This is a genomic window from Pseudomonas sp. LBUM1640, from assembly GCF_059716225.1.
In genome coordinates this window covers 570,736-597,672 of the sequence record NZ_CP166816.1, presented here as the reverse complement: position 1 = coordinate 597,672, position 26,937 = coordinate 570,736, and the positions used below count along the sequence as shown (strand labels likewise).

At 61.7% G+C, this 26,937-nt stretch carries 23 protein-coding genes and 1 riboswitch; of the genes, 7 read left to right on the top strand and 16 right to left on the bottom strand.

All coding sequences use genetic code 11. The annotated features are described in order from the left end of the window. Nucleotides 1-1,215: a phosphoserine phosphatase SerB gene (gene serB, locus ACA065_RS02565; RefSeq protein ID WP_497693186.1), complete on the bottom strand. Its 1,215-nt coding sequence runs from the start codon at nucleotides 1,213-1,215 to the stop codon at nucleotides 1-3. Nucleotides 1,216-1,349: 134 nt separating this feature from the next. On the opposite strand from serB, the gene ACA065_RS02560 reads away from it, so the two are divergent. Then, a complete protein-coding gene (locus ACA065_RS02560; RefSeq protein ID WP_497693185.1) occupies nucleotides 1,350-2,885 on the top strand; it encodes an AhpA/YtjB family protein in 1,536 nt (511 codons plus the stop codon). A 197-nt stretch (nucleotides 2,886-3,082) separates the two neighbouring features. Here the strand turns inward: ACA065_RS02560 and ACA065_RS02555 are convergent, their stop codons facing one another. The 9 genes from ACA065_RS02555 to ACA065_RS02515 form a co-directional block, all read right to left on the bottom strand. Further along, the gene (locus ACA065_RS02555; RefSeq protein ID WP_497693184.1) at nucleotides 3,083-3,790 is read right to left on the bottom strand and encodes a PqiC family protein; all 708 of its coding nucleotides are present in this window, start codon (nucleotides 3,788-3,790) and stop codon (nucleotides 3,083-3,085) included. Between the two features lie 176 nt (nucleotides 3,791-3,966). Continuing rightward, nucleotides 3,967-6,231, bottom strand: a complete 2,265-nt coding sequence (parC, locus tag ACA065_RS02550; protein ID WP_497693183.1) for a DNA topoisomerase IV subunit A — start codon at nucleotides 6,229-6,231, stop codon at nucleotides 3,967-3,969. Nucleotides 6,232-6,241: 10 nt separating this feature from the next. Beyond that, the gene (locus tag ACA065_RS02545; protein ID WP_497693182.1) at nucleotides 6,242-6,763 is read right to left on the bottom strand and encodes a retropepsin-like aspartic protease family protein; all 522 of its coding nucleotides are present in this window, start codon (nucleotides 6,761-6,763) and stop codon (nucleotides 6,242-6,244) included. Continuing rightward, nucleotides 6,760-7,755 (bottom strand): esterase-like activity of phytase family protein, encoded by a 996-nt coding sequence (locus ACA065_RS02540; protein WP_497693181.1) that lies wholly within the window; start codon nucleotides 7,753-7,755, stop codon nucleotides 6,760-6,762. Before ACA065_RS02540 ends, ACA065_RS02545 begins: the two co-directional genes overlap by 4 nt. Next, the gene (gene parE / locus ACA065_RS02535; protein WP_110622555.1) at nucleotides 7,755-9,659 is read right to left on the bottom strand and encodes a DNA topoisomerase IV subunit B; all 1,905 of its coding nucleotides are present in this window, start codon (nucleotides 9,657-9,659) and stop codon (nucleotides 7,755-7,757) included. The genes ACA065_RS02540 and parE overlap by 1 nt, the downstream gene beginning before the upstream one ends. 57 nt (nucleotides 9,660-9,716) lie before the next feature. Further along, entirely contained in the window at nucleotides 9,717-10,325 is a 609-nt protein-coding gene (locus ACA065_RS02530; protein ID WP_497693180.1) for a YqiA/YcfP family alpha/beta fold hydrolase, read from the bottom strand. A gap of 206 nt (nucleotides 10,326-10,531) precedes the next feature. Then, on the bottom strand, nucleotides 10,532-11,347 hold the full coding sequence (gene cpdA / locus ACA065_RS02525; RefSeq protein WP_497693179.1) for a 3',5'-cyclic-AMP phosphodiesterase: 816 nt from the start codon (nucleotides 11,345-11,347) through the stop codon (nucleotides 10,532-10,534). An 86-nt stretch (nucleotides 11,348-11,433) separates the two neighbouring features. Next, nucleotides 11,434-11,883 carry a DUF1249 domain-containing protein gene (locus ACA065_RS02520; protein WP_003209507.1) on the bottom strand — a complete coding sequence of 150 codons (450 nt, stop codon included), beginning with the start codon at nucleotides 11,881-11,883 and terminating at the stop codon, nucleotides 11,434-11,436. After that, complete coding sequence (locus tag ACA065_RS02515; RefSeq protein WP_497693178.1) at nucleotides 11,874-12,491, bottom strand: NUDIX domain-containing protein; 618 nt, start codon at nucleotides 12,489-12,491, stop codon at nucleotides 11,874-11,876. Before ACA065_RS02515 ends, ACA065_RS02520 begins: the two co-directional genes overlap by 10 nt. A 193-nt stretch (nucleotides 12,492-12,684) precedes the next feature. On the opposite strand from ACA065_RS02515, the gene ACA065_RS02510 reads away from it, so the two are divergent. Further along, a complete protein-coding gene (locus ACA065_RS02510; RefSeq protein WP_497693177.1) occupies nucleotides 12,685-13,431 on the top strand; it encodes an RsiV family protein in 747 nt (248 codons plus the stop codon). Here ACA065_RS02510 and cytX read toward each other — a convergent pair. Together cytX and thiC are read right to left on the bottom strand one after the other, a co-directional pair. Then, nucleotides 13,400-14,689 (bottom strand): putative hydroxymethylpyrimidine transporter CytX, encoded by a 1,290-nt coding sequence (cytX, locus tag ACA065_RS02505; protein WP_497693176.1) that lies wholly within the window; start codon nucleotides 14,687-14,689, stop codon nucleotides 13,400-13,402. The genes ACA065_RS02510 and cytX overlap by 32 nt on opposite strands. A gap of 146 nt (nucleotides 14,690-14,835) precedes the next feature. After that, nucleotides 14,836-16,740: a phosphomethylpyrimidine synthase ThiC gene (gene thiC, locus ACA065_RS02500; RefSeq protein ID WP_497693175.1), complete on the bottom strand. Its 1,905-nt coding sequence runs from the start codon at nucleotides 16,738-16,740 to the stop codon at nucleotides 14,836-14,838. A 147-nt stretch (nucleotides 16,741-16,887) separates the two neighbouring features. Next, nucleotides 16,888-16,993: riboswitch (TPP riboswitch) on the bottom strand. A 196-nt stretch (nucleotides 16,994-17,189) separates the two neighbouring features. Between thiC and ACA065_RS02495 the strand changes: the two genes are divergently transcribed. After that, complete coding sequence (locus tag ACA065_RS02495; protein ID WP_497693174.1) at nucleotides 17,190-18,629, top strand: TolC family outer membrane protein; 1,440 nt, start codon at nucleotides 17,190-17,192, stop codon at nucleotides 18,627-18,629. Nucleotides 18,630-18,769: 140 nt separating this feature from the next. Here the strand turns inward: ACA065_RS02495 and waaA are convergent, their stop codons facing one another. Both waaA and ACA065_RS02485 read right to left on the bottom strand, forming a co-directional pair. Then, a complete protein-coding gene (gene waaA / locus ACA065_RS02490) occupies nucleotides 18,770-20,047 on the bottom strand; it encodes a lipid IV(A) 3-deoxy-D-manno-octulosonic acid transferase (RefSeq protein WP_497693173.1) in 1,278 nt (425 codons plus the stop codon). Between the two features lie 23 nt (nucleotides 20,048-20,070). Beyond that, entirely contained in the window at nucleotides 20,071-20,961 is an 891-nt protein-coding gene (locus ACA065_RS02485) for a LysR family transcriptional regulator (RefSeq protein WP_497693172.1), read from the bottom strand. Between the two features lie 103 nt (nucleotides 20,962-21,064). On the opposite strand from ACA065_RS02485, the gene ACA065_RS02480 reads away from it, so the two are divergent. The 4 genes from ACA065_RS02480 to ACA065_RS02465 are packed head-to-tail and all read left to right on the top strand — an operon-like array spanning nucleotide 21,065 to nucleotide 24,450. After that, the gene (locus ACA065_RS02480) at nucleotides 21,065-21,400 is read left to right on the top strand and encodes a DMT family transporter (protein WP_497693171.1); all 336 of its coding nucleotides are present in this window, start codon (nucleotides 21,065-21,067) and stop codon (nucleotides 21,398-21,400) included. Between the two features lie 55 nt (nucleotides 21,401-21,455). Then, nucleotides 21,456-22,631 carry an NAD(P)/FAD-dependent oxidoreductase gene (locus tag ACA065_RS02475; protein WP_497693170.1) on the top strand — a complete coding sequence of 392 codons (1,176 nt, stop codon included), beginning with the start codon at nucleotides 21,456-21,458 and terminating at the stop codon, nucleotides 22,629-22,631. After that, complete coding sequence (locus tag ACA065_RS02470; RefSeq protein WP_497693169.1) at nucleotides 22,628-23,440, top strand: aldo/keto reductase; 813 nt, start codon at nucleotides 22,628-22,630, stop codon at nucleotides 23,438-23,440. The genes ACA065_RS02475 and ACA065_RS02470 overlap by 4 nt, the downstream gene beginning before the upstream one ends. 41 nt (nucleotides 23,441-23,481) lie before the next feature. After that, on the top strand, nucleotides 23,482-24,450 hold the full coding sequence (locus ACA065_RS02465; protein ID WP_497693168.1) for a metal ABC transporter ATPase: 969 nt from the start codon (nucleotides 23,482-23,484) through the stop codon (nucleotides 24,448-24,450). 45 nt (nucleotides 24,451-24,495) lie between these two features. On the opposite strand, the gene pgnE is transcribed toward ACA065_RS02465, so the two are convergent. Both pgnE and hldE read right to left on the bottom strand, forming a co-directional pair. Next, the gene (gene pgnE / locus ACA065_RS02460; RefSeq protein WP_497693167.1) at nucleotides 24,496-25,431 is read right to left on the bottom strand and encodes a UDP-N-acetylglucosamine epimerase PgnE; all 936 of its coding nucleotides are present in this window, start codon (nucleotides 25,429-25,431) and stop codon (nucleotides 24,496-24,498) included. Continuing rightward, on the bottom strand, nucleotides 25,424-26,848 hold the full coding sequence (gene hldE / locus ACA065_RS02455; protein WP_497693166.1) for a bifunctional D-glycero-beta-D-manno-heptose-7-phosphate kinase/D-glycero-beta-D-manno-heptose 1-phosphate adenylyltransferase HldE: 1,425 nt from the start codon (nucleotides 26,846-26,848) through the stop codon (nucleotides 25,424-25,426). Before hldE ends, pgnE begins: the two co-directional genes overlap by 8 nt. Between the last annotated feature and the right edge of the window lie 89 nt (nucleotides 26,849-26,937).

Sequence of the window (26,937 nt, the reverse complement as noted above, 5' to 3'; positions counted from 1 at the left end):
TTACAGCTGACCGTCGCGGTCGCGCAAGCCCAGCAGATACAACACACCATCCAGACCCAGCGTCGAAATCGCCTGCTTGGCCGACTGCTTCACCAGCGGCTTGGCGCGGAACGCCACACCCAACCCGGCAATCGCCAGCATCGGCAAGTCATTGGCACCGTCGCCGACCGCAATGGTCTGCTCCAGACGCAAGCCTTCCTTATGGGCCAACTCCTTCAGCAAGTCCGCCTTGCGCTGCGCGTCGACAATCGGCTCAACCGCCACGCCGGTCACCTTGCCATCCACCACTTCCAGCTCGTTGGCGAACACATAGTCGATGCCCAGCTTGGCCTGCAATTGCTTGGCGAAGTAGGTGAAACCGCCCGACAATATTGCGGTTTTGTAGCCCAGACGCTTGAGTTCGGCGAACAAGGTTTCAGCGCCTTCGGTCAGGCGCAGCGACGCACCAATCGAGTCCAGCACGCTCACATCCAGGCCTTTGAGCAAGGCCAGGCGCTCCTTGAAGCTGGCGCGAAAATCCAGCTCACCGGCCATGGCGCGCTCGGTGATTTCGGCCACCTGCTCGCCTACACCGGCGGCTTTGGCCAATTCGTCGATGACTTCGGCTTCGATCAGCGTGGAGTCCATATCGAACACCGCCAGGCGGCGGTTACGGCGGAACAGTGAGTCTTCCTGGAAGGCGATATCGACATTCAGCTCTTGGGCCACGCTCAGGAATTCGGCGCGCAAGGCTTGTGGATCTGCCGGCTCGCCGCGCACGGAGAACTCGATGCAGCCCTTGCCCTTGTCGGCGGGTGTGTCCAGCGGCATGCGACCCGACAGACGGTCGATATGGTCGATATTCAAACCGTACTGGGCGGTAATCGAGCTGACACGTTGCAACTGTTCGGCGGTTACCTTGCGGGTCAGCAGGGTGACGATGTGGCGTTTTTTGCCCTGGCCGTCGACCCAATGCTCATAATCGGCTTCGGACACCGGCGTGAAACGCACCTGCTGATCGAGCTTGTACGCCGTAAACAGGATGTCTTTGAGCACCGAGGAGGCCTGCTCGGTACTCGGGATTTCCACGAGGATGCCGAACGACAGAGTGTCGTGGATCACTGCCTGGCCGATGTCGAGAATGTTCACACCACCTTGGGCCAGAACACCGGTAATGGCTGCGGTGAGACCCGGGCGGTCTTCGCCGGTGATATTTATCAGGACAATTTCGCGCAAAGCGCACCCCCAGGCTGGAAAAAAACCGCATTCTACCCACTTTCAGTGACCATCGGGCACAGCCAGCGCTTTGCCGGCCCTAGGCCTGTCGCTATACTGCGCGTCAACTTCACGGACTAAAGAGCCGAGCTCAAGTGAACCGGCCTACGCCAGTAAAAACCGATAACTTCTTCCTGCTGATCTTCCGGGCACTGCGCCACCGCCGTGTACCGATCGCATTACGCATCGCCAGCCATAACGTGATCCTGGTCGCCCTGGCCCTGGTGATCTACGCCTGCGTGATGGGTTTGCAGTTCAAACAGGCCATGCACGAGCAAGCCGACGCCCTGGGCGAGAGCTTGACCACTCAGACCGCCACGTCGGCGACTGAGCTGCTGGTGTCCAACGACATCCTCAGCCTCAATGTGCTGCTCAATAACCTGACCAAGAACCCGCTGGTGGCCCACGCCGCTATTTACAGCGTGGACAACCGGATCATGGCCGAAGCCGGGCAGCGCCCGAAAAACGGCTTGTTGGGCGAAGCCGAAGGCCTGTATCAGAGCAATATCACGTTTCAGGATGTGAAGGCCGGCCAACTGCGCATCAGCCTCGACATGCAGCAATTCCAGCAGCCGATGACCATCAGCCTGCAGAGCATGGGCATCCTCAGCGCGATCCTGCTGGCGTTGGCCCTGGCCTTGAGCTTGCGCCTGGGTCGGCATATCTCCACGCCGCTGATGCAACTGCGCATCTGGCTGCGTGATATCGACGAACACACCCCGGCCACTGATCGCCAGGATGAGATCGGCGACCTCGCCCGCCAGCTCCACGCCAGCTTCGCCCCCGAACCGGTGGTGCCCGAGGTTGAGCCCGAGCCGGAGTACGACGACACCGACTACGACGAAGACGAAGCCGAGTTTGAAGTGCGCGACCTGCGTGACCCAGGTTTTGACGAAAGCACCCCGGTGGCTGGCCTCAAACCTGCGACGCGCCAGGCGATCAAGGCCGAGGAGGATGAACTGGATGATGAAGACCCGTTCTCCGACTTGCGTGACACCTCGTCCGCCGCCCCTGCCGTCGCCCCAAAGCCTGCGCCGGTGAAAAACGCCGAGCCTCAGCACAGCGCCGTACTCGCCGTGCAACTGGGAGCCCAGGACCAACTGCGCCGCTTGCCACGCGCCCGGCTTACAGAATTGCTGGAGCGTTATCGCGACTGCCTCGACCAGGCCGCCTCGCTGTATCAAAGCGAGCTGCACACCCTGAACGATGGCAGCACGTTAATGCTGTTTCACAGCGAAGACAGCGGCGAAGACTACCTGACTAACGCCATTTGCTGCGGCGAGCTGCTGCGCGCCCTGGGCCATGCCCTGCAGATTGAAGTGGCCGACAGCGGTATTACCTTGCAACTGCAGCTTGGTTTAACCGTGGGCGATGACCTGTTTGGCATGAGCCAAATCGACCTGCTGCTGACCGAGATCGCCCAGGATGCATTGGCCTTGTCGCAACACAGCCGCAACCTGCTGCTGGTGGAGCGCAAGATCAGTGAAGACACGTTGATCCGCCAGCGCGCGCGTATCCGCCCAATTGCCAGCCCTGAAGGCGCGAGCTGTGTGGAGCGGTTGATGGAGCCGTATCCGTCAATGCTGGAGCGGCAGTTGGCGCGGATGCATGAGACCCGCACCAAGCCCTGACCAACACCGCTAGACCAATGATCGTTGCCACGCTCTGCGTGGGAACGCCTCTTGGGACGCCCCGCGTCCTGGCAGGCCCAAGCCATGTGCGAGGGTGACGCAGAGCGTCACAGGCTGCATTCCCACGCAGAGCGTGGGAATGATCAATAAAAAAGGCCCGCTGAGTCAGCGGGCCTTTTTTGTGGGTCGGTTTCAGATCAGAACCTGAACACTTCCATATCCGTACGAATCGGTGTGGCCATCGGCATCTTCGGTTTTTCCGGCGCTGCCGGCTTAGACTGTGCGGGCGCCTGCTTGCGCGGTGCCTCGGCAACCGACGGCTGGTTAGCCAATGGCTTGAGCGCCACCGATAACTGCTGCGCCAGATGCTGCAACAACACGCCTTGGGCCTGGACTTGGGACGCGGTGGTGCCGGTGTGCTCTTCCTGCAGGTGCACGATGCGGTTATCGCGCACTTGGCCACGGCGGTCGATCAAGCGCCACTGCGCATCCAGGATCGCTGGCTGCGAAGCACCCGAGTCGAGCCGGGTGATGGTCAGCAACACCTGCACATCCGGAGTGAAGCCGGTTGGCGCAGGCGCGAGCACCACACGCTGGCTGTCCAAGTGACCCGCCACCTGGCGCAACATCAGTTGGTTGATATCGGACGACAAACTGCCCGCCCAACGGCCATCGGTGGAACCTTGCAGGCTGCCGTCGTTCTGACGTTGCAGCAGGGTTTCGCGTTGCAGGTAATCAGCAACGACTACCGGGCCCAACAATACCGCCATGCCAGCAGTTTGGGCTGGCTGAGCCGGACTTCCGCTGTCCAGCTGGTACAGCGACACCGGCTGGTGCGTGCTGCAACCCGCCAGCCCCAAAAGGCCAGCGAGCATCAAAAATAGAGGAAGGCGTGGAGCAGTCATCATCCCATCCAGGTGGCTGCCACAAGGCGAACCACAATGTAATACTAAAAATAACCTAAACACGCTCGGCCACGCCGGCGCTGGAAAGGCCATATCATCCGTGAATATGCGCCATGACTCCAGCGCGAAAGCGTCGATCTACGCGTTAAATCGTAGATCGAGGGCTCTAATCGGCCTTAAACCGGCGTTTCGACCAACAAAGCATCTACTCGTTGGAAGCCACGCGGCAATTTGTTACCCCGTCGGCCACGCTCACCCTTGTAATGTTCAAGGTCGTCAGGACGCAACGACAGTGTGCGTTTGCCGGCCTGGAGCACCAAGGTAGAGCCTTCCGGGATCACGGCGATGTCGGTCACATACTCTTCGCGACTGGCCACCCGCTCCCCTGGAATCCCAATAATCTTGTTGCCCTTGCCTTTACCCAGCTGCGGCAAGTCGCTGATTTTGAACACCAACAAACGCCCTTCTGTGGTCACCGACGCCAGCCAATTGCTCTCGCGGTTTTCCACCGTACGCGGCAGGATCACCTTGGCGTTGTTCGGCAAGCTCAACAACGCCTTGCCCGCCTTGTTCTTGGCCTGCAGGTCTTCACCCTTGACCACAAACCCGTAACCCGCGTCGGAGGCGATCACATACAGCGAATCATCGTCCGGCAGCAGCACACACTCAAAATTCGCCCCCGGTGGCGGCGTGAGTCGCCCGGTCAGCGGTTCGCCCTGCCCACGTGCTGAAGGCAAAGTGTGCGCCGGCACCGAGTAACTGCGCCCAGTGGAGTCGATAAACACTGCAAACTGGTTGGAGCGCCCGGCAGCAGCAGTCTTGAAGCCATCACCGGCTTTGTACGAGAGACCGGTGGCATCAATATCATGCCCTTTGGCGGAACGAACCCAACCCTTTTCCGACAGAACGACGGTAATTTTCTCGTTAGGCAACAGCTCGGTTTCTGTCAGAGCTTTCGCTTCAGCACGCTCGACGATTGGCGACCGACGGTCATCACCGTAGGTTTCGGCGTCTTTGATCAGCTCGGTGCGTACCAGCTTCTTGAGCTTGGCTTCGCTGCCCAGCAGGGCTTGCAGCTTGGCTTGTTCCTTGAGCAGTGCGTCCTGCTCGTCGCGCAGCTTCATCTCTTCCAGTCGCGCCAACTGACGCAAGCGGGTGTCGAGGATGTAGTCGGCCTGGATCTCGCTCAACTCGAAACGCGCGATCAGCTCGGCTTTCGGGTGCTCGGCGGTACGAATGATATGGATCACTTCGTCCAGGTTGAGGTAGGCAATCAGCAAGCCGTCCAACAGGTGCAGGCGACGCTCGACCTTGTCGAGGCGGAATTGCAGGCGGCGGCGCACGGTCTGCACGCGGAACTCCAGCCACTCCACCAGCAAGTTGCGCAGGTTTTTCAGCTGCGGCTTGCCGTCCAGGCCGATGATGTTGACGTTGACCCGGTAGCTCGATTCCAAGTCGGTGCTGGCAAACAGGTGCTGCATCAGCACTTCGTGGTCGACCCGGCTGTTGGTCGGGATGATCACGATGCGGCATGGGTTCTCGTGGTCGGACTCGTCACGCAGGTCGGCAACTTGCGGCAGTTTCGACGGTTTGGCCTGCATCAGCGCGGCGATTTGCTCCAGCACCTTGGCGCCAGACACCTGGTGCGGCAGCGCGGTGACAATAATGTCGCCGTCTTCGATGTGGTACACGGCGCGCATGCGCACCGAGCCCTTGCCGGTTTCGTACATCTTCAGCAGGTCGGCGCGCGGCGTGATGATTTCCGCTTCGGTCGGGTAGTCCGGACCCTGGATATGTTCACAGAGCTGCTCGACCGTGGCCTTGGGCTCATCCAGCAAGCGTACGCAGGCGGTGGCGACTTCGCGCAGGTTATGCGGCGGCACGTCGGTGGCCATGCCGACCGCAATGCCGGTGGTGCCATTGAGCAGGATATTCGGCAAACGTGCCGGCAACACCAGAGGTTCGTCCAAGGTGCCGTCGAAGTTCGGGCCCCAGTTCGCGGTGCCCTGGCCCAACTCGCTGAGCAGCACCTCGGAATACCGCGACAAGCGCGCTTCGGTGTAACGCATGGCGGCGAAGGACTTGGGATCATCCGGCGCACCCCAGTTACCCTGGCCGTCCACCAGCGTGTAGCGGTAGCTGAACGGCTGGGCCATCAGCACCATGGCTTCGTAGCACGCCGAGTCGCCGTGCGGGTGGAACTTACCGAGCACGTCACCGACGGTACGCGCCGACTTCTTGTGCTTGGAATCGGCGTCCAGGCCCAACTCACTCATGGCGTAGATAATGCGCCGTTGTACAGGCTTCAGGCCGTCGCCGATATGCGGCAAGGCACGGTCCATGATCACGTACATGGAGTAGTTGAGGTAGGCATTTTCGGTGAAGTCAGCCAGCGACCGGCGTTCTACGCCATCTAAGCTGTCTGCGAGGATGTCACTCATGCGGGCCTCATCATTGTTTGGTCTGGCGCAGCAGCAATGTGCCGCTGCGCTGGGTAAATTCAAGTTGTTTCAATGCACTCATGCCCAGCAGCACCTGTTCCCCGTCCAAGCCCGGCGCCACTATCGCGCGGACGTCCTGCAGGACGATATCACCCAACTTCAGGCGGTCGAGGTGGGTGCGATAGCCCTGAACACGGCCGTTGGCGGTGCTCAAGGTAACCGGCAGGCCACGTTTAAGCCCCAGGCGGTCAGCCAATTCGGCCGGAACCGCCACATCGGTCGCGCCGGTGTCGAGCATAAACGCCACCGGCTGACCGTTAATCTGGCCGCTGGCAACAAAATGCCCTTGGCCATTGCCCAGCAATTTCACTTCGATGTAACCCTCGTGTTGCTCCGAGGTCACCACAGCATTGGGATTTTCCTGACGTGCTTCCCACTGCCCAAAAAACCGCGTGGCCAAAAACAGCCCGGCGCCCCATGCCACGAACATCAGTACACGTCCGGCGCGCTTGCCGGGCGGTTGCCCGCTCATGGCTGGGCGCTCCAACCGCCTACGGGGGCGGCGAAACGATAGACCACAGGGCGTTTTTCACCATCGGCGCGCGGGCCGAAATTGTTGTCGATACCCAACCAGGCACCGTCTGCATCCACCACCAGGGCTTCGGCCAGGCCATACGGCTGAGCATAACGCCGACTCGGTGCCAGGGTTTCGTCGGCAAACGACCAGCACAGCTCGACTTTGGCCGTGACCGCATCGCGCCGGCAAATCTGGAACGCATTGCGCTCCAGGGTAAACAGCTTGCCATTGAACAACGCCAGGTCGGCAAAATCCTTGGACACCGCCTTGGCGTTGGTGAACTGCGCCGGCTGCACTTCCTGGCCGGCTTCGCTCAACAACACGCAGGGACCGTCACAATCCCATACGCTCTGCCCACGCTTGAGCGAAATCAAGCCACGTCGCTCGCGCTCGGCGGCCAGCCAAATCTGATCGCCTTGCGGGTTAATCGCCAGGCCTTCAAACAATGCGTTGAAGTGCAGCAACATGCCACTGGCGCGGGCTTCACGCACCATGCCCGGGGCGATTTTCAGCCACTGCGCCGCGCCATCCACCGGCACCTGCAGCACGGCCGCGTGGGCTTCGCTGACGATGTAATGGTTGCCGGCGGCGTCACAGGTGATGCCTTCAAAATCCAGGTCGCCACCGCGAATGAACGATGCGGCCTTGGTACGCGAGCGCAAACCCCAAGGGAGGCCGGACTCGGGCACGGGCGGCACGTCGATTTTCACCGTTTCGGCCTGCCAGGTCGGCGCACTGATATCGAGGCGGTAGATCTGGTCGTCATCGCGGTCGGAAACCGTCCACAGCTCCTTGCCACACAGCGCCAGGCCCGACAGGTTACCGCCGCGCATGCCGTCCACCGGGTGTTCGGAAACCAGTTTGAGTTCAGCCACGGGCGCGGCAGCCACTTGGGTGGCCGCCAACCCGCTCAACATCAGGATCGCCAGGGCGAAGCCTGTGCGCATCAGCCCAGAACCTCGGCCAGGTTGCCTTTGGACTCCAGCCACGCTTTGCGATCAGGTGCGCGCTTCTTCGCCAGCAACATGTCCATCATTTCCGAGGTGCCGGCGAAGTCTTCCAGGGTCAACTGCACCAGGCGCCGAGTGTTCGGGTCCATGGTGGTTTCGCGCAGCTGCGGCGGGTTCATCTCACCCAGGCCTTTAAATCGCGTGACCTGGGGCTTGCCGCGTTTTTTCTCGGCGACCAGGCGGTCAAGGATGCCATCGCGCTCGGCGTCGTCCAGGGCGTAGAAAATCTCTTTGCCCAGGTCGATACGGTACAGCGGCGGCATCGCGACGTAGACGTGACCGGCATCCACCAATGGGCGGAAGTGCTGGACGAACAGCGCACACAGCAAGGTGGCGATGTGCAAACCGTCGGAGTCGGCATCGGCGAGGATGCAGATCTTGCCGTAGCGCAGCTGGGCGATATCAGCCGAGCCTGGATCGACACCGATGGCCACGGCGATATTGTGCACTTCCTGGCTGGCGAGCACTTCGCTGCCATCGACTTCCCAAGTGTTGAGGATCTTGCCGCGCAACGGCAGGATCGCCTGGAATTCCTTGTCCCGCGCTTGCTTGGCGGAACCACCGGCGGAGTCACCTTCCACCAGGAACAGTTCGGAACGCATCGGGTCTTGCCCGGCGCAATCGGCCAGTTTGCCCGGCAATGCCGGGCCTTGGGTGATGCGCTTGCGCTCGACCTTTTTGCTGGCTTTCAAACGGCGGCCGGCGTTGTTGATCGCCAGTTCCGCCAGGGCCAGGCCCAGCTCCGGGTGTTCGTTGAGCCACAGGCTGAAGGCATCCTTGACCACGCCAGAAACGAACGCCGCCGCCTCGCGGGACGACAGGCGCTCTTTGGTCTGGCCGGAGAATTGCGGTTCCTGCATTTTCATCGACAGCACGAACGCGATGCGCTCCCACACGTCTTCCGGCGCCAGCTTCACGCCGCGTGGCAACAGGCTGCGGTATTCGCAGAATTCGCGCATGGCATCCAGCAAACCTTGGCGCAAACCGTTGACGTGGGTGCCACCCTGGGCCGTGGGGATGAGGTTGACGTAGCTTTCCTGCACGCTGTCGCCACCTTCGGGCAACCACAGCAGCGCCCAGTCGACGGCTTCTTTATTACCGGCCAGGCTGCCGCAGAACGGCTCGTTGGGCAGGCGCTCGAAGTCGCTGACGGAGTCTTCCAGGTAGGAACGCAGGCCGTCTTCGTAATGCCACTCGACCTTCTCGCCGGTGCCTTTGTCTTCAAAGCTGACCAGCAAGCCTGGGCACAAAACCGCTTTGGCCTTGAGCACGTGCTTGAGGCGACTGATGGAGAATTTGGGTGAATCGAAGTATTTCGGGTCCGGCGCAAAGTACACGCTGGTGCCGGTGTTGCGCTTGCCAACGGTGCCGATCACTTCCAGGTCGGTGGCTTTGTAGCCATCGGCGAAAGTCATCTGGTACTCGTTGCCGTCGCGCTTGACCTTGACCCGCACATGGTTCGACAGGGCGTTGACCACGGAAATACCCACACCGTGCAAGCCACCGGAGAACTGGTAGTTCTTGTTGGAGAACTTGCCACCGGCGTGCAGCTTGGTGAGGATCAGCTCGACGCCCGACACACCCTCTTCGGGGTGGATGTCCACCGGCATGCCGCGACCATCGTCGGACACTTCCAGGGAATGGTCGGCGTGCAGGATGACTTGTACCGACTTGGCGTGCCCGGCCAAGGCTTCGTCGACGCTGTTGTCGATGACTTCCTGGGCGAGGTGGTTCGGCCGGCTGGTGTCGGTGTACATGCCTGGGCGTTTGCGCACCGGGTCGAGGCCCGAGAGGACTTCGATGGCGTCGGCGTTATAAGAGCTAGCGCTGGGAGTGGCCATGGGGTCTCGTCGTGAGTCGTTCGATTAAAAAGTAACCTGCGGTTTCCAGCATCTGCACTACAGCGCTGCGAAATCGAAGGATTGATACTGATCTGCGCCAATGCCGGCAAAGCTCAACATTGCCGGCAATTGCTGGGCGAAACCTTGGTAACCGTGGTCGCCGCCGGCCTGGATGCGCAAGGCACAGGCCCGGTAATACTGTTGGGCGAGGCGATAATCCAGGGTTTCATCCCCGGTCTGCAACCACACCTGGTAACGCGCGGCGTCCTGCGGGGCCGGCACTTCCAGTTCGGCCAGGGCCGTGACGTGGTCGTGAGTCAATTCCCAGGTTTCATCGGTGTAGAGGTTCTTCTGGGTGCCCAGGTAACCATCAAACATCCGATGCGGGCTGACCGCCGGGTTGACCAGCAGCGCCTTGAGGCCATGGCGTTCGGCAAGATGGGTTGCATAGTAGCCGCCGAGTGAGCTTCCGACCAGCAGCGGCCGCCCCAGCTGCGCAATAGCTTCCTCCAATTGAGGAATTGCCCGACGCGGATGGTGATGCAGGGCCGGCACGCGCAATTGGTCGGCCAGGCCGAGGCTGTCCATCACGGTAATCAACTGGCTGGCCTTATTGGAGGCCGGCGCGCTATTGAAGCCGTGGATATACAAGATCGAAGCAGACATGCCGGGCTCTCCGTGCATCAGCCAAAGAGGCGCAGTTTACAGGGATCGAGGTGGTGTGTGAGGTCCCTATCGTCCAGTCAGAGCAGAACCCCTGTGGGAGCGGGCTTGCTCGCGAATACGCAGTGTCAGTCAATACATCGGGTAACTGATACACCGCATTCGCGAGCAAGCCCGCTCCCACATTTTTTGATCAGTGTTTACAGCTTTTAGTAGCCGTTGCTGCCGTAATCGATGGTAAACGCAAAACCTTCGACCCGCTCTACGCCAGTTTCCAACCGTCCGTCGGCATGCAGGCGCAGCCAGCGATAACCCGGCGTTTGTTCGCTGACCTTGAAATCCTCACTGCCCGGCGCGAACTGGATGCATGTCGAGGGCGATGCCAGCAAGCGTACGCCGTTGCGTTCGCGGTCGATCTCCTGATGCACATGGCCCCAGAGCACCGCTTTGACCTGCGGGAAGCGGTCGAGCACGGCAAACAGGGCGTCAGGGTTGCGCAGGCCGATGGGCTCCATCCACGCGCAACCAATGGGCACCGGATGGTGATGAAAACACACCAGATGGTGGCGGCTCGGCGCTTCGCTCAACGCCTGGGCGAGCAATTGCAATTGCTGATCTTGCAAGTAACCCGGCACCGAGCCAGGCACGGCGGAGTCCAACAGGGTCACGCGCCAGTTGCCGATGTCGACCACCGGCTCCAGCAAATCGCTGTGCACGGCGGCGTGGGCCATGATCTGCGGCTCGTCGTGGTTACCGGGGATCCAGCGCGCCGGCGCATCGAGCTGCCGGGTCAGGTCGCGAAATTGCTGGTAAGACTCAAGCGTGCCGTCCTGGGACAAGTCCCCCGTGGCCAGCATCAAATCGATCTGCGGCTGCTGCTCGCGCACTAACTCGATCACCCGTTGCAGGCTTTCACGGGTGTTCATGCCCAGGAGCGTACCGCCGGCCTCGGCAAACAGGTGGCTGTCGGACAGCTGCACCAGCAGCGCCGGCGCATCAGGGTTCACAGTGGATACGCTCGGCAAGGCGCTCTCCCAAGGCAATCACAGGAATGGAAATGTGGCGTGATTATGCTGGGGCAGGACACAAAGAGGAAAGACGCAGTTCACATCTACCGCACGACTTCGAACTCGTGGCCCAGCGCCAGGCAGTGGCTCAACCATTCACCGAGGAACACATTGAGCTGTGCTTTCTCATCGGGCTGGTGCATGAACACATTCGGGTAAGGATAGATGCTGCGAAAGCGCCGCGCATGTTCGGCGCTGATCACTTCGGCCATTCGCGCATCGTGGTACACCTGCACTTCCAGCTGCGGCACCGGCAGCCACGGCAGGCTGTGTTCCTGGCGCACGCGCAGGGTGGTGGTGTACGGGCAGTTGACGATGACCTCCAGGGTCAGCACGCCGAGCATCTGGTCGCCGTGGGTCACGGCGATGCGCCGCGCCTCGGGGGTGTGGCGCATGTCGGGGAGCAAGCGCATCAGCCGCGCATAGTTGGCCTCGCAGGCGGCTTGCAACCCGATCAGGTCGACTCGATAACGTTCCCGTGCCTTTACTGCCATAACCCCCTCACTTCCGCGCGATTAAGCGCAAGCCACTGCAGGGCGATAATGCTGGCTGCGTTGGAAATTTTGCCGTCACGCACCGCTTGCAGGGCATCTTCGAACGCCCAGGTGGTGACGCGGATATCTTCTGCCTCTTCTTCCAGTCCATGGACGCCACCCGCCCCCGTGCTGTCGCAACGGCCGAGGTACAAGTGGACGAATTCAGTACTGCCACCGGGCGACGGGAAATATTTGGTGATCGGCCACAGCGCGGAGAATGTCAGCCCAGCTTCCTCCTCGGCTTCGCGGTGCGCAACCTCCTCCGGTTCTTCATCCTTGTCGATCAGGCCGGCGACCATTTCTATCAACCAAGGGTTGTCGGTACGGCCCATGGCGCCAACACGAAACTGCTCGATCAGCACCACTTCATCGCGCTGCGGGTCGTAAGGCAGCACGCACACGGCATCATGACGAACGAAGACTTCGCGATTGATCACCCGGCTCATGCCACCCTCGAATTTTTCGTGGCGCAGTTGCACGCGATCGAGCTGGTAGAAGCCCTTGTAGGCATTGTCACGCTGAACAATTTCGATTGTGTTCGGCATCGACTTGGCAATGTCCGTCATATTCATCCTCGTTAAGGCCGTACAATTCGCGCCATCCTAACGCGCCCATGCCCGTTGGTGCAGCCCCTTTGCAGTTGCCGGGATAGACGGCGGGCGTCAAACTCACTCTAATCAGCTTAGTGGCGAACTGACTGCCGTGTTGGTAGTCGAAGCTCCACTCTTTTCGCTTTCCATCGATTTCCGAAGGACACACATGTCGCTTTTAAAAATCGCCTCCGTGGCCTGTATCGCCTTGACCCTGGGTGCCTGCCAGAGCCTGTTCCAGCCCAGCTACCTGAAGCCGCTGGACACAAAACCGGACGCCTCGGAACAGATCAAGCCCGGCTGCGGCAGCCCGGATTGCCCGCTGGTGAACATCGACACCGTGCACTTCCCCAGCGAGCCGCAGCTCGACACGATTGTGGAACAACGCCTGCTGCAAATGACCCGCACCACGCCCGGTGCCAGCGTACCGCCGACCCTGAATGCTTACCGGGACACGTTTTTGCGCGAGTCCGCCGACCGCCACAGCATGTACTTGCAGGCCAAGGTACGTGAGCAGCATGACGGACTGGTGATCATTGAAGTGTCCAGCTACCTGGACACGGGTGTCGCCCACGGCGAGCCGGGCCGTGGCTTCATCAACTATTCGCGCCTGCTGCACAAAGAGCTGAGCCTGAACGACATGCTGTTGCCGGGCCAGGAACAGGCGTTCTGGAACTCTGCCAAAGTCGCCCACAACACCTGGCTGATCAACTCGCAGATGGACCGCGACCCGGAGTTTGTGAAGAACTGGCCATTCCAGAAAACCCCGAACATCGCCCTGACCAGCGGCGGCGTGGTACTCAAGTACAACGTGTCCACCATTGCGCCTTACGCATTGGGGCTGATCGAAATGAACATCCCCTATGCGCGTCTCAGCGGTGTGCTCAAGCCTGAGCTGGTGCCCGCGCGCCACTGAAGGCCCGGCCCAGGATGAACTGCAACAGCCCTGCCAGCACCAATGCCGGCAGGGTTGCGCCGATATCCGGATACAGATTCGCCAGCAGGTGATACGTAGCGATGCCGCCCAGCCAGGCCAGCAGCGCAGGCCAATGCAGGTGGGCGACCGCACCCTGGCCACGGCGGCGCAGGATAAAGTGATCGACCAGCACCACGCCGAACAACGGCGCAAACACCGAGCCGATCAACAGCAGGAAGTTCTGATACTGCGCCAACGGTGCAAAGCAGGCGATCAAGGTGCAGATCACCCCGATGGCCAGCGCCAGGTGCTCGACCTTCAAGCGCAGCAAAATCCCACTGGACACCGCCGCCGAGTGGATATCGGCAAACGCGTTTTCCGACTCGTCCAACAGGATCAGCAACAGCGGAATGCCCAAGCCGGCACCGGCCAGCGCCAGCAACAGCGCATTGACTTCACCGCTCGGCGCAAACGCCAGGGTGTAGGCCACGCCCAAGCTCATCAGCCAAAAGTTACCGATAAAGAAGCCCAGCGCGGTGCCACCGAAGACGCTCTTGGCGCGCTTGCCGAAGCGTGAGTAATCGGCGATCAGCGGCAGCCACGACAACGGCATGGCGATGGCGATATCGAAACCCACTGCGAACGGCATCGAGCCGTCACCGGCCTTGGCCCACAGCGCGGCCAGATCAGCCTTGGCGAACAGGTTCCAGGTCAGCCACAAGCAGGCAGCGAGCAGCAGCCAGATACCCCACTTGCGCAGGACCTGCCGCACAAACGTCAGCGGGCCGCTGACGGCCAGCAGGGTTGCCAAACCACCGAACAACAGCGTCCACAGCAAGGGACTGGCCAACAGGCTGCCTTCGCTGAAGGCGCGCGTGCCCAACAAACTGGCGGCGTCGCGCATCACGATGATTTCGAATGAACCCCAGCCGATCAGCTGCAGCAGGTTCAGCAACGCCGGCAGGCTGGCGCCCCTCGCTCCCAGGCTGAGTTTGAGCGCGGCCATGGCCGACAGGCCGGTGTCGCTGCCGATCACGCCAACGGCGGCCAGCAGCAGCACGCCGACCAGCGTGCCGAGGAATATCGCCAGCAGCGAGCCGGACAAGCCCAGGCCCGGCGCGAGCAAGGCGCCGGTTTGCAGGACCATCAGGCCGATGCCGAGGGAAAACCACAGGGAGAACAAGTCGCGGGCGCCGAACACGCGCTTGTCAGCGGGGACCGCGATGTCGGGGGAATAGGTGCTGGGTTGAATGCTCAAGGGGGTTATCTCAGAGGGGCATGTGTTGTTTGCTGGATCGCTATCGCGGGCAAGCCCGCTCCCACATTTTGATCTGCGAATACATTCAAAATGTGGGAGTCGGGCTTGCCCGCGATGACGGCGGTGCAGGCACCACCGCCTCTGGATCAGACCTTTTTGTACAGCTGGCTCCCTTCCTGCTTGAACCGCTCCGCCTGCTCGGCCAAGCCCTTGGCCACGTCCACATCCACCGCTTCTATGCGCTGGTTGGCCGCGTACTCACGCACTTCCTGGGTAATCTTCATCGAACAGAATTTAGGCCCGCACATCGAGCAGAAATGCGCGACCTTGGCCGAGTCTTTCGGCAGGGTTTCGTCGTGATACGAACGGGCGGTGTCCGGGTCCAGGCCGAGGTTGAACTGGTCTTCCCAGCGGAACTCGAAGCGCGCCTTGCTCAAGGCGTTATCGCGAATCTGTGCGCCCGGGTGCCCCTTGGCCAAGTCCGCTGCGTGGGCGGCGATCTTGTAGGTGATGATCCCGGTCTTCACGTCATCCTTGTTCGGCAGGCCCAAGTGTTCCTTCGGCGTGACGTAGCAAAGCATGGCGCAACCGAACCAGCCGATCATCGCCGCACCGATGCCCGAGGTGATGTGGTCGTAGCCCGGTGCAATGTCGGTGGTCAACGGGCCGAGGGTGTAGAACGGCGCCTCGTCGCAGCATTCCAGCTGCTTGTCCATGTTCTCCTTGATCAGTTGCATCGGCACGTGGCCGGGGCCTTCGATCATGGTTTGTACGTCGTGCTTCCAGGCGATCTTGGTCAGCTCGCCAAGGGTTTCCAGCTCGCCGAATTGTGCGGCGTCGTTGGCGTCGGCAATCGATCCAGGGCGCAGGCCGTCACCGAGGGAGAAGCTGACGTCATAGGCCTTCATGATTTCGCAGATTTCGTCGAAATGCGTGTAGGTGAAGTTCTCTTTGTGGTGCGCCAGGCACCACTTGGCCATGATCGAGCCGCCCCGCGAAACGATGCCGGTGACGCGCTTGGCGGTCAGCGGCACATAGCGCAGCAGCACGCCAGCGTGGATGGTGAAGTAGTCGACGCCCTGCTCCGCTTGTTCGATCAGGGTGTCGCGGAACAGCTCCCAGGTCAGGTCTTCGGCGGCGCCGCCGACTTTTTCCAGGGCCTGGTAGATCGGCACGGTACCGATCGGCACCGGCGAGTTGCGGATGATCCACTCGCGGGTTTCGTGGATGTGCTTGCCGGTGGACAAGTCCATAACGGTGTCCGAGCCCCAGCGAATGCCCCAGGTCAGTTTCGCCACTTCTTCTTCGATGGACGAACCCAGCGCGCTGTTGCCGATGTTGCCGTTGATCTTCACCAGGAAGTTACGGCCGATGATCATCGGTTCCAGTTCGGTGTGGTTGATGTTGGCCGGAATGATCGCGCGGCCACGGGCGATTTCTTCGCGCACAAATTCGGGGGTGATGATTTTCGGCACGCTGGCGCCGAAGCTGTAGCCGGCGTGCTGCTGGTCGAGCAGGCCGCTGGCACGGGCCTCTTCCAGCTTCATGTTTTCGCGGATGGCGACGTATTCCATCTCGGCGGTGATGATGCCTTTGCGCGCGTAGTGCATCTGCGTGACGTTGGCGCCGGCCTTGGCGCGGCGTGGGTTCTTCACGTGGGCGAAGCGCAGCGCGGTGAGTTCGGCATCGCTGAGGCGTTGTTGGCCGAAGTGCGAGCTGAGGCCAGACAGGCGCTCGGTGTCGCCACGCGACTCGATCCACGGCGAACGTACATCGCCCAGGCCTTTGCGCACGTCGATGATCACGTTGGGGTCGGTGTAAGGGCCTGAGGTGTCGTAGACCACCACGGGCGCGTTGATTTCACCGCCGAAGTCGGTAGGGGTCACGTCCAGGCTGACTTCGCGCATCGGCACACGAATGTCCGGGCGAGTGCCTTGCACATAGATTTTTTGCGAGCGGGTAAACGGCTGCACGGAACCGGAATCGACCTTGGCCGACTCACTCAAGTGCACGGTGTTTTTCAGCTTTGTACTTTTTATTTCTGTGCTCATCACGGGCTCTCCAACTATCCAGGCGGTGGATTTTTGTCGGAGCGAACCTGTGACGGATGGACGCACTGAAACCAGTGCTGTGCTGACGCACGAGGGCTGTTCGATTGTCGAACAACATCCCGGACGAAGCACAAGAGGACTCGCCGGGTGACGAGAAATCTTGTTCCCTACGCAGGCGCTAACCTGATCAGGTTCAACGGGATCCGGTATTTACCGATCTCAGCCTTCCAACAAGGCACCCCGACAAGAACGCGGCCAGTCTAGACCATGGTGTGGGCAAATTGCCAATGGCGGTGCATTCAGCGTGATGAATGGCGTGATTGCGGGATTGTTGCGCCGGGTCAGCGCCACTACACTCGGCCACTGCCACAATGCTTGACGCCCGCACTGGCCAGCCTTAGCCTTGGGCGCTAAATTATCGCCGTAATATTCACACTAGGGATCGCCTCATGCTGCGCAAACTCTCACTGGCTCTTGCCGTGTCTTGTGCGACCAATGGAATGGTCTGGGCAGCTGAAGCGCCCTTGTCCGCCAAAACCGATTTGGTCAGCGTCTACCAGGAAGCGGTGAACAACAACGCCGACCTGGCCGCCGCCCGCGCCCAGTACGGCGCGCAAAAAGAAGTGGTGCCCCAGGCCCGCGCAGGGTTGCTGCCAAACCTGTCGGCCGGTGCCGACAGCAATAACGTGCGCACCCAGATCGACCAACCGGCAGCCACCGTCAACCGCGACGCGCACTCCTGGCGGGCAACCCTCAGCCAGCCGCTGTTTCGCGCTGACCGCTGGTTCCAGCTGCAAGCCGCCGAAGCCGTCAACGAGCAGGCCTCGCTGCAACTCTCGGCCACCGAACAGAACCTGATCCTGCAAAGCGCCGAGAACTACTTCGCCGTGCTGCGCGCCCAGGACAACCTGGCGTCGACCAAGGCCGAAGAAAATGCCTTCAAGCGCCAGCTCGACCAGTCCAACGAACGCTTTGACGTGGGCCTGTCGGACAAGACCGACGTGCTGCAATCCCAGGCCAGCTACGACACCGCGCGCGCCAACCGCATCCTCGCCCAGCGCCAGGTGGACGACGCGTTTGAGGCGCTGATCACCCTGACCAATCGCCAGTACAACGCGATCCAGGGCATCGTGCACACGCTGCCGGTGCTGCCACCGGCGCCGAATGACGCCAAGGCCTGGGTCGAAACGGCCGGCCGCCAGAACCTTAACTTGCTGGCCAGCAACTACGCGGTCACCGCCGCTGAAGAAACCCTGCGCCAGCGCAAGGCCGGCCACTTGCCGACCCTCGACGCCGTGGCGCAATACGAAAAGGGTGACAACGACGCGCTGGGTTTCAGCAACCCCAACCAACTGCCGATTCCTTACGGCGGTGATGTATCCCAGCGCACCATCGGCCTGCGCCTGAACATCCCGATCTACAGCGGCGGCCTCACCAGCTCGCAAGTGCGCGAATCCTATTCGCGCCTCGACCAGACCGAGCAACAACGCGAAGGCCTGCGCCGCCAGGTGGTGGAGAACACCCGTAACCTGCACCGCGCGGTCAACACCGATGTGGAACAGGTGCAGGCACGCCGCCAGTCGATCATCTCCAACCAGAGCGCGGTGGAAGCCACGGAAATCGGTTATCAGGTGGGCACGCGCAACATCGTCGACGTGCTGGATGCACAGCGCCAGCTCTACTCGTCAGTGCGCAACTACAACAACAGCCGCTACGATTACATCCTCGATAACCTGCGTTTGAAGCAGGCTGCGGGCACGCTCAGCCCAGGGGATTTGCAGGACCTGACGCGTTATCTCAAGGCTGACTACAACCCGGACAAGGATTTCCTGCCGCCCGACTTGGCCAAAGCCGCCGCCGAGCAGCTTAAAGCTCGCCCGGGCTACTGAACACACCACAAAACCAATGTGGGAACTGGCTTTTGTGGGAGCGGGCTTGCTCGCGAATGCGGTGGGTCAGTCAACCTATCTGGCGACTGACACTCCGTATTCGCGAGCAAGCCCGCTCCCACATTTTTGTCCGTGTTGATTCAGGGAGTGAGCAGCCTATCCAACCCATCCAGCAAGCGCTTGAGCGCGCCCTGGTTGGCCTGCATCACCGCAAGCCCCGCCTGCGCCATCTTGCGCGCATCCTGCGGCAGTTCGAACAATTGCCGCACGGCTTCGGCCAAACCTTGTGCGTCATCCACTTCACGCAACGCCCCGGCGTCGCGCATCATCGCGCTGATTTCGAGGAAGTTGAACAGGTGCGGCCCCATGATCACAGGCTTGGCCAGCGCCGCCGGCTCCAGTGGGTTGTGCCCGCCCGTCGCTACCAGGCTGCCGCCGACAAAGGCGCTGTCGGCCAAGGCGTAGAGAAACAGCAGCTCGCCCATGGTGTCGCCAAGCAGCACCGAGGTTTGCGCGGTCACGGGCTCACCACTGGAACGGCGCACCGTGGCAAAGCCTTGTTGCTCGCACAATTCAAACATCGGGCCGAAGCGTTCCTGGTGACGCGGCACCAGAATCAACAATGCATTGGGATAGCTGTCGAGCAGTTGGCGATGCGCAGCCAGCACCACGTCGTCCTCGCCTTCATGGGTGCTGGCCGCGATCCACACCGGGCGCTCGCTGGCGCCCCATTGCTCACGCAAGGCGGCGGCGCGCGTCGGGAGCTCGGGGTCGATGGTCAGGTCGAACTTGATCGAGCCGGTGACCTCGACGGTTTCCGGGCGCGCGCCCAGGCTCAGGAAGCGCTGGGCTTCGGTGTGCGTCTGCACGGCGAACAGGCTCATTTCCGACAGCATCGGCGCGGTGAGTTTGGCGAAGCGCGCATAGCCTTTGGACGAGCGCGCCGACAGCCGCGCATTGGCGAGCGCCACTGGAATACCGCGCTGGGCGCAGGCGTGAATATGGTTGGGCCACAGCTCGGTTTCCATGATCACCGCCAGCTTGGGCTGCACGCGATCAAGAAAACGCTTGGCGGCGCAAGGCAAGTCGTACGGCAAGTAGCAGTGCTGAATGCGCGGCTCATTGGCGAACAGCGCCTGGATGCGCTCGGAACCGGTGGGCGTCATGCAGGTGACGGTGATCGGCAACGTCGGATGGCGCGCCATCAACCCGCGAATCATCGGCGCGGCGGCGATGCTTTCGCCCACCGACACGGCGTGCACCCAGATCCCGCCAGGCTGCATCACCGGCAAGCCGTAGGAAAAACGCTCGCCGATGCGCTTGGCATACGCCGGCGCCTTGCGGGCGCGCAGCCACAGACGTAAAGCCACCAACGGCAGCGCCAGGTAAAACAGACAGCTGTAGAGAGTTCTATTCATGGCGGCGGAGTTTATCGGCTTTTTCAGTCGATCGCCTGCAAGCACTCGGCAAATCGTTCGGCCAGGAAGCGCGCGGCCGGGCCGAGGTGTTCGTCACGGCGCCAGACCAGTTCCACCACCAAGGCGGGCGGTGTCCATTCGCTGTCCAGTTCAACCATTTGTTGCTGATACGTCGGGTACTGCACGATGTGCCGCGGCAGCCACGCCCAGCCCAGGCCACTCATCAGCCATTCGGCCAACACGTAAAAACTGTCGGCGCGCCACACCAGCGGGCTGGCGGCTTCGCTGCCGGGGTAGACGCTGGTCTGGGTCGACATCAACAGTTGGCGAAACTGCGCCAGATGCTGGCACGTCACGTACTTTTCCTTGGCCAGCGGGTGATTCACGCCGCACACCGTGACCATTTCCACACTGCCCACCACCCGCCGCTCAAGGGCCTCGGGGATTTGATCGTGATAGAACAGCAACCCCAGATCAGCCTTGCGCTCCACCAGCTTGCGCGCCACATCGCCCTGGGCAGCGCTGGACAGCTGCACTTCCAGCAGCGGATATTGCCCGGCCAGTGCCTCAAGGCTGTCGAGCACCGGCTGGAACAGCATGGCTTCGTCCTGGGCCAGGCGCAGGCAGGCTTCCTCGCCGCGTGTCAGCGACAGCGCACGGCCAGTGAGCCGCTCACACTGGCGCAGCACCTCGCGCGCTTCTTCCAGCAACACGCTGCCGGCTTCGGTCAGGCGCGGCTGGCGGCCGCTGCTACGGTTAAACAGGCTTAACCCGAGATCGGCTTCGAGCAGGGCAATCCCATTGCTCACCGCCGATTGCGCTTTGCGTTGGTCGCGCGCCACCGCCGAAAACGAACGCTGTTCGGCGACACTGACAAACAGGCGCATCTGTTCCAGGTTCCACTGCACGCTCATGGTTCAGCCCATCTCTAAATCGGATAGGCAATGACTTTACCCCATCCTTCCAAGCGTTAGAATGCCGACCTTATCAAGCACGCATCACACCGAGGATTACCCCATGAATGTCGCCTACCTCTATTTAGCCATCGCCATTTGCTCGGAAGTGGTCGCGACCGTTTCCATGAAATCCGTCAAGGGCTTGAACACGCCGATCCCATTGCTGCTGATGATTGTGGGGTATGGCGTCGCGTTCTGGATGCTCATCCTGGTGGTGCGCACGGTGCCAGTGGGCATCGCCTACGCGGTCTGGGCAGGGCTTGGGATTGTGATGGTCAGTGTCGCCGCGCTGTTTATCTACGGGCAGAAGCTGGATGTTCCGGCAATGCTGGGCATGGGCCTGATTGTGCTGGGCGTGGTGGTGATTCAGCTGTTCTCGAAAACCGCCGGGCACTGATCCCCGCTCAACAGCCTGTATACTGCGCCTCTTGTCTTGAACACTGAGGTCGCCCATGCCATCCGTTATTTCCACCGACGTTCTGATTGTCGGCGCCGGGGTTGCCGGCCTCTGGCTCAATGCGCGCCTGCGCAGCCAGGGGTTTTCCACGGTGTTGGTGGAAAGCGCCACCTTGGGTGGCGGGCAAAGCGTGAAGTCCCAGGGGATTATTCACGGCGGTGCGAAATACGCCCTGCACGGCGCCCTCACCGGCGCTTCCGAAGCCATTGCCGATATGCCGCGCCGCTGGCGCGAAGCCCTGGCCGGTAACGGCGAGCTGGACCTGTCCGGCGTGCGCCTGCTGTCCGAGGCCCACTACCTGTGGTCGCCCGGCACTATCGCCGGCAACCTCACCAGCTTTTTCGCCAGCAAGGCCGTGCGCGGCCGTGTCGACCAAGTCAAAGGCGATGAATTGCCGCCGGCCCTGCAAGACCGCCGCTTCAAGGGTAAGGTCTATCGCCTGGCGGAGTTGGTAGTCGACGTTCCCAGCTTGATCGAACGCCTCGCGCAACTGGCCGGCGACGGCTTGCTCGCCGGGCAGCACATCGAACCGCTGCTGGAAGGTGACACCTTGGTGGGTTTGAAGGTGGATGGCCGCGAGATCCGCGCCCAGCGCATCGTATTGAGCGCCGGTGCTGGCACGGCGGATTTGCTCAGCGCCTTGGGCCTCAGCCAACCGGCCATGCAAAAGCGCCCGCTGCATATGATCATCGCCAAAGGCCCGGGCCTGAAGCCGCTGTACGCCCACTGCCTGGGCGGCGGCACCAAGCCACGACTGACCATCACCACTCACCCGGCCGCCGATGGCAACTGGGTGTGGTACATGGGCGGCGACATTGCCGAAGCGGATGGCGTGGCGCGCACGCCTGAAGAACAGATCGCCACCGCGCAAAAAGAGCTGGCGCAATTACTGCCGTGGATCGACATGAGCCAGACCCAGTGGGCAACCCTGCGCGTCGAGCGTGCCGAGCCCCTGCAGTCGGGCCTTACCCGCCCCGATAACGCCTTCCTCGCCGAGCAGGGCCGTTTGCTCGTGGGTTGGCCGACCAAACTGGCGCTGGCACCGGACTTCGCCGATCGCGTGCTCAGCGCCCTGGCGCGCGACGGCGTCCACCCAAGCGCCAGCGACGCCCTGCCCGAGCTGCCAAAACCGGCCATCGGCCAACCTGCCTGGGAGCAACTGTTGCCATGAGCCTGCCCACCCTGCACGACCTGCATCGCCCCTTGGGCAGCACCGGCCTGATGGTCTCGCCACTGGGCCTGGGCACCGTCAAGCTCGGCCGCGACCAAGGGGTGAAATACCCCAGCGGTTTCCAGATTCCCGATGACGACGAAGCGCGGATGTTGCTGCGCCAGGCCCGCCAGCTGGGCATCAACCTGATCGACACCGCCCCGGCTTATGGCCGTAGCGAAGAACGCCTGGGGCCACTGTTGCGCGGCCAGCGCAAGGACTGGGTGATTGTCAGCAAGGTCGGCGAAGAGTTTGCCGATGGCGTGTCCCATCACGACTTCAGCGCCGCCCATACCCGCCTGTCTATCGAGCGCAGCTTGAAACGACTTGAAACGGATTTTATCGACCTGGTGCTGGTGCACTCCGACGGCAACGACTTGCATATCCTCAACGACTGCGAGGTGTACCAGACCCTGGCAGAGCTGAAAAAAGACGGCAAGATTCGCGGTTTCGGCTTTTCCGGCAAAACCGTCGAAGGCGGCGTGAAGGCTCTGGAACAAGGTGATTGCGCCATGGTCACCTACAATTTGAACGAACGGGCGGAGAAAGCCGTCATTGATTACGCAGCCGCCCACGGCAAGGGCATTTTGGTGAAAAAGGCCCTGGCCAGCGGCCACGTGTGCCTGGAGCCAGGAATGGATCCAATTCACGCCAGTTTCACGTTGTTGTTTGCGCAAACGGGCGTTGCCAGTGCTATTGTCGGGACCATTAATCCGCTGCACCTGGCCCATAACGTGGCGACCGCTGCCAAGGTCATTCGTCAACTCTGATGCCGCCCACGCGGCCGACCCCGTCGCAAAAAGGAGCCGACATGCCGCGCACGCTCATTAGAAAAAACCCGAGTAACTTTAAAACACTGCCGCTGCACGTCGAAGCCACCCCCGAAGGCCTGAGTTACCAGAGCGTGGGCATGCCGCTCAACTTTGCCCAGACCCTGCAGCGGCGCAAGCCGGTGGAAGTGGCAGACCCCGAGCGTTTCGCCCTGGAACTGGCGAACCTCGGCGTGTCGGTGCGCCTGACCCTGCATTGGCAAAACAAGGATTATTGGGTGCTGGTACGCCAACGCCGTCAGGACCGTGGCGACGTGGTGCTCAAGCTGATCTCCGGCTACGTCCCCGCCCACGAACTGAACCTGCCGCTGCACACCGCCATCCAGGAAATTGCCGAAGAGTGTTTGCTGGAGACGCCCGAAGGTTGGCTGGGCGGGCGCTTCAATGACACGTGGCTGCCGGCGCCCTACTCCGCCGCCCTGCATTACCGCGAAGCCCTGCCGTTTCGCCTCAGCCCCTTGTCCGGCGCCGCACGCCCGGTGCGCTGCGCGACCACGCAACTGATCGAGCGCCCACGGGCTTACGTGCACCTGCCCACCGCGTCGCTGCAATTGATTTATGACTTGCGCCTTGAGGTCCCGAAGGAAGCCAAGTCCCTCAGCCTGTTTCATGTGGATGAGCGGCTTGAAGGCGACCAACTGGTGGCGCGCCTGGACCGCCAGCGGCCCGACCTTTACCTGATGCCATTGAAAGACGGCCAGCCCTTGGCCGAGTTGTACACAGTGAAGAAAGACCAGCTGTACCCGGCCAGTACGCGCGGTTTATACCTGGCAGAAAGCTTTGCTCAGCAGGAAGGCTGGCTGGTACGCGATGAGCGGATTCGCTGGAAGGATTGGCTGAGGCAGCAAGGGTTGGCAGAGCCTGAGAAAGAGTCGAAGCTCAAGCGGTTGACCGGCAAGGCGCGGCAGATGTTGCGCAAGATAGCGCCGAAGAAAAAGGCCAAGGGCTGACACAAATTGATCGTTCCCACGCAGAGCGTGGGAACGACCTTGCACTCAGGTGTTGAGCAACCGCTCCAGGCCAACCTTCAACGGGGTTGGCTCAGGCAGTTTGAAGCTCGCCAACAGCCGCTGATTATTCGCCCGCGAGTGCCGAATATCCCCCGAACGTGCCGGCCCGTAAGTGACAGCGGGCAACTTACCCACCACCTCTTCCAGCGCCTGCAATACCTGCTTGAGCGTGGTGGTGCGGTTCCAGCCAACGTTGATCGCACCCAGCGGTGCCTCAGGCGCTTCGATGGCCTGTACCAGCACATCCACCAGGTCTTCCACGTACATGAAATCACGGGTTTGCTCGCCATCGCCAAACACCGCAATCGGCACACCCTGCTGTACGCGCTCACTGAAGATACTGATCACCCCGGAATACGGCGATGACGGATCCTGACGCGGCCCGAAGATGTTGAAGAAGCGGAAGATCACCGGCTCCAGGCCATGCTGGCGACGGTAGAAGTCAAAGTAGTGCTCACCGGCCAACTTGTCAGAGGCGTAGGGTGTCAGCGGCGCCTTGGTGGTCGCTTCGTCAATCGAATCGCCCTCGCCGTTGTTGCCATACACCGCCGCACTGGAGGCATACACCACACGCTTGACTGCGGCCTGGCGCATGGCCTCGCAGACATTCAGGGTGCCGACAAAATTGCTCTGGTGAGTACTCACCGGGTCGTCCACCGACGCCTGTACCGAAGCCACTGCCGCCAGGTGCACCACCGCGCTTACGCCGACGGCGGCTTGCGCCACCAGTTCGGCGTTGGCCACATCACCTTCGATCAGTTGTACACGCGGGTTGCCCAGCGGCAAGTTGCTGCGTTTGCCGGTGGACAGGTCATCCAGCACCCGCACGGCGTAGCCGTTGGCGAGCAACGCATCGACCAGGTGCGAACCGATAAAACCGGCACCGCCGGTGATCAGGACCCATTTATCAGCGTTACTCATTGTTGCGGATCTTCTCGACAATGGCCGTGGTCGAGCTGTTTTCAACCAGACCCAACACTTTGACCTTACCGCCGTAGGCGCTGACGATATCGGCACCCACGACCTGGTCGACGGAGTAGTCGCCGCCCTTGACCAACACGTCCGGCTTGACCTGGGCCAGCAGGTTTTCCGGGGTGCCTTCAGAGAAGCTGATCACCCAGTCCACCGCACCCAACCCGGCCAAGACGGCCATGCGCCGGTCGACACTGTTGATCGGGCGACCCGGGCCTTTCAAGCGGCTGACCGAAGCATCGTCATTGACTGCGACGATCAGGCGGTCGCCTTGGGCGCGCGCCTGCTCCAGGTAAGTCACATGACCGGCGTGCAGGATGTCGAAACAACCATTGGTAAACACAATGCTTTCGTTGTGGGCACGCGCATCGTCAATCGCCAGCAGCAACTGTTCGATGGTCAGCACACCGCGCTCAGAGCCTTCGGAGCGCTGGATAGCGCGGCGCAGCTCAGGCGCGCTGATCGCCGCAGTACCCAGCTTGCCGACTACGATACCCGCCGCCAGATTGGCCAGGGCCACGGCGTGGGGCAACTCTTCGCCGGCTGCAATCGAGGCAGCCAGGGTGGAAATCACGGTGTCGCCGGCGCCAGTCACGTCGAACACTTCCCGCGCGCGCGCCGGCAGGTGCATCGCCGGGTGGCCCGGGCGCAGCAGGGTCATGCCGTGCTCACCACGGGTTACCAGCAAGGCGCCCAGGTCGAGATCGGCCATCAGCGTGGCGCCCTTGGTCACCAGTTCGTGCTCATCGGCGCAACCGCCGACGATGGCTTCAAACTCGCTGAGGTTTGGCGTGATCAGGCTGGCGCCTCGATAAATCGAGAAGTCCTTGCCCTTGGGATCGGCCAGCACCGGGATGTTCCGAGCCTTGGCGGCCTGGATCAGCATCTGGTGGTTCTTCAGGGCGCCTTTGCCGTAGTCGGACAAGACCAGCACCTTGATGCCTTCGAGCAAACTGTCGACCTGCTCGCTAAGGGCCAGGGCGTCGGTGGCGAAGGGTTCTTCAAAATCGATACGCAGCAATTGCTGGTGACGGCTCATGACCCGCAGCTTGACGATGGTCGGCTGATGGGCAATGCGCTGAAACAGCGCGCGCACGCCGGCGCCGCGCAGGCTGTTGGCCAGGCTGTCGGCGGCTTCGTCGTCGCCGGTCACACCCACCAGGGAGGCCGGGGCGCCGAGGGCGGCAATGTTAAGGGCAACGTTGGCAGCGCCACCTGGACGGTCTTCGATTTGCTCGACCTTGACTACCGGCACCGGTGCCTCAGGGGAAATCCGTGAGGTACCGCCATGCCAGTAACGGTCGAGCATGACATCGCCGACCACCAAGACAGGGGCTTGATCGAATCGCGGCATGGACAACTTCATGGAGCAACCCACATACAAAATGAACAGGGGCGCGATATTAGCACAGGGTTACAGGAGGCTTGTGGAGGGCGTGCGCAGAAGATCTCAAG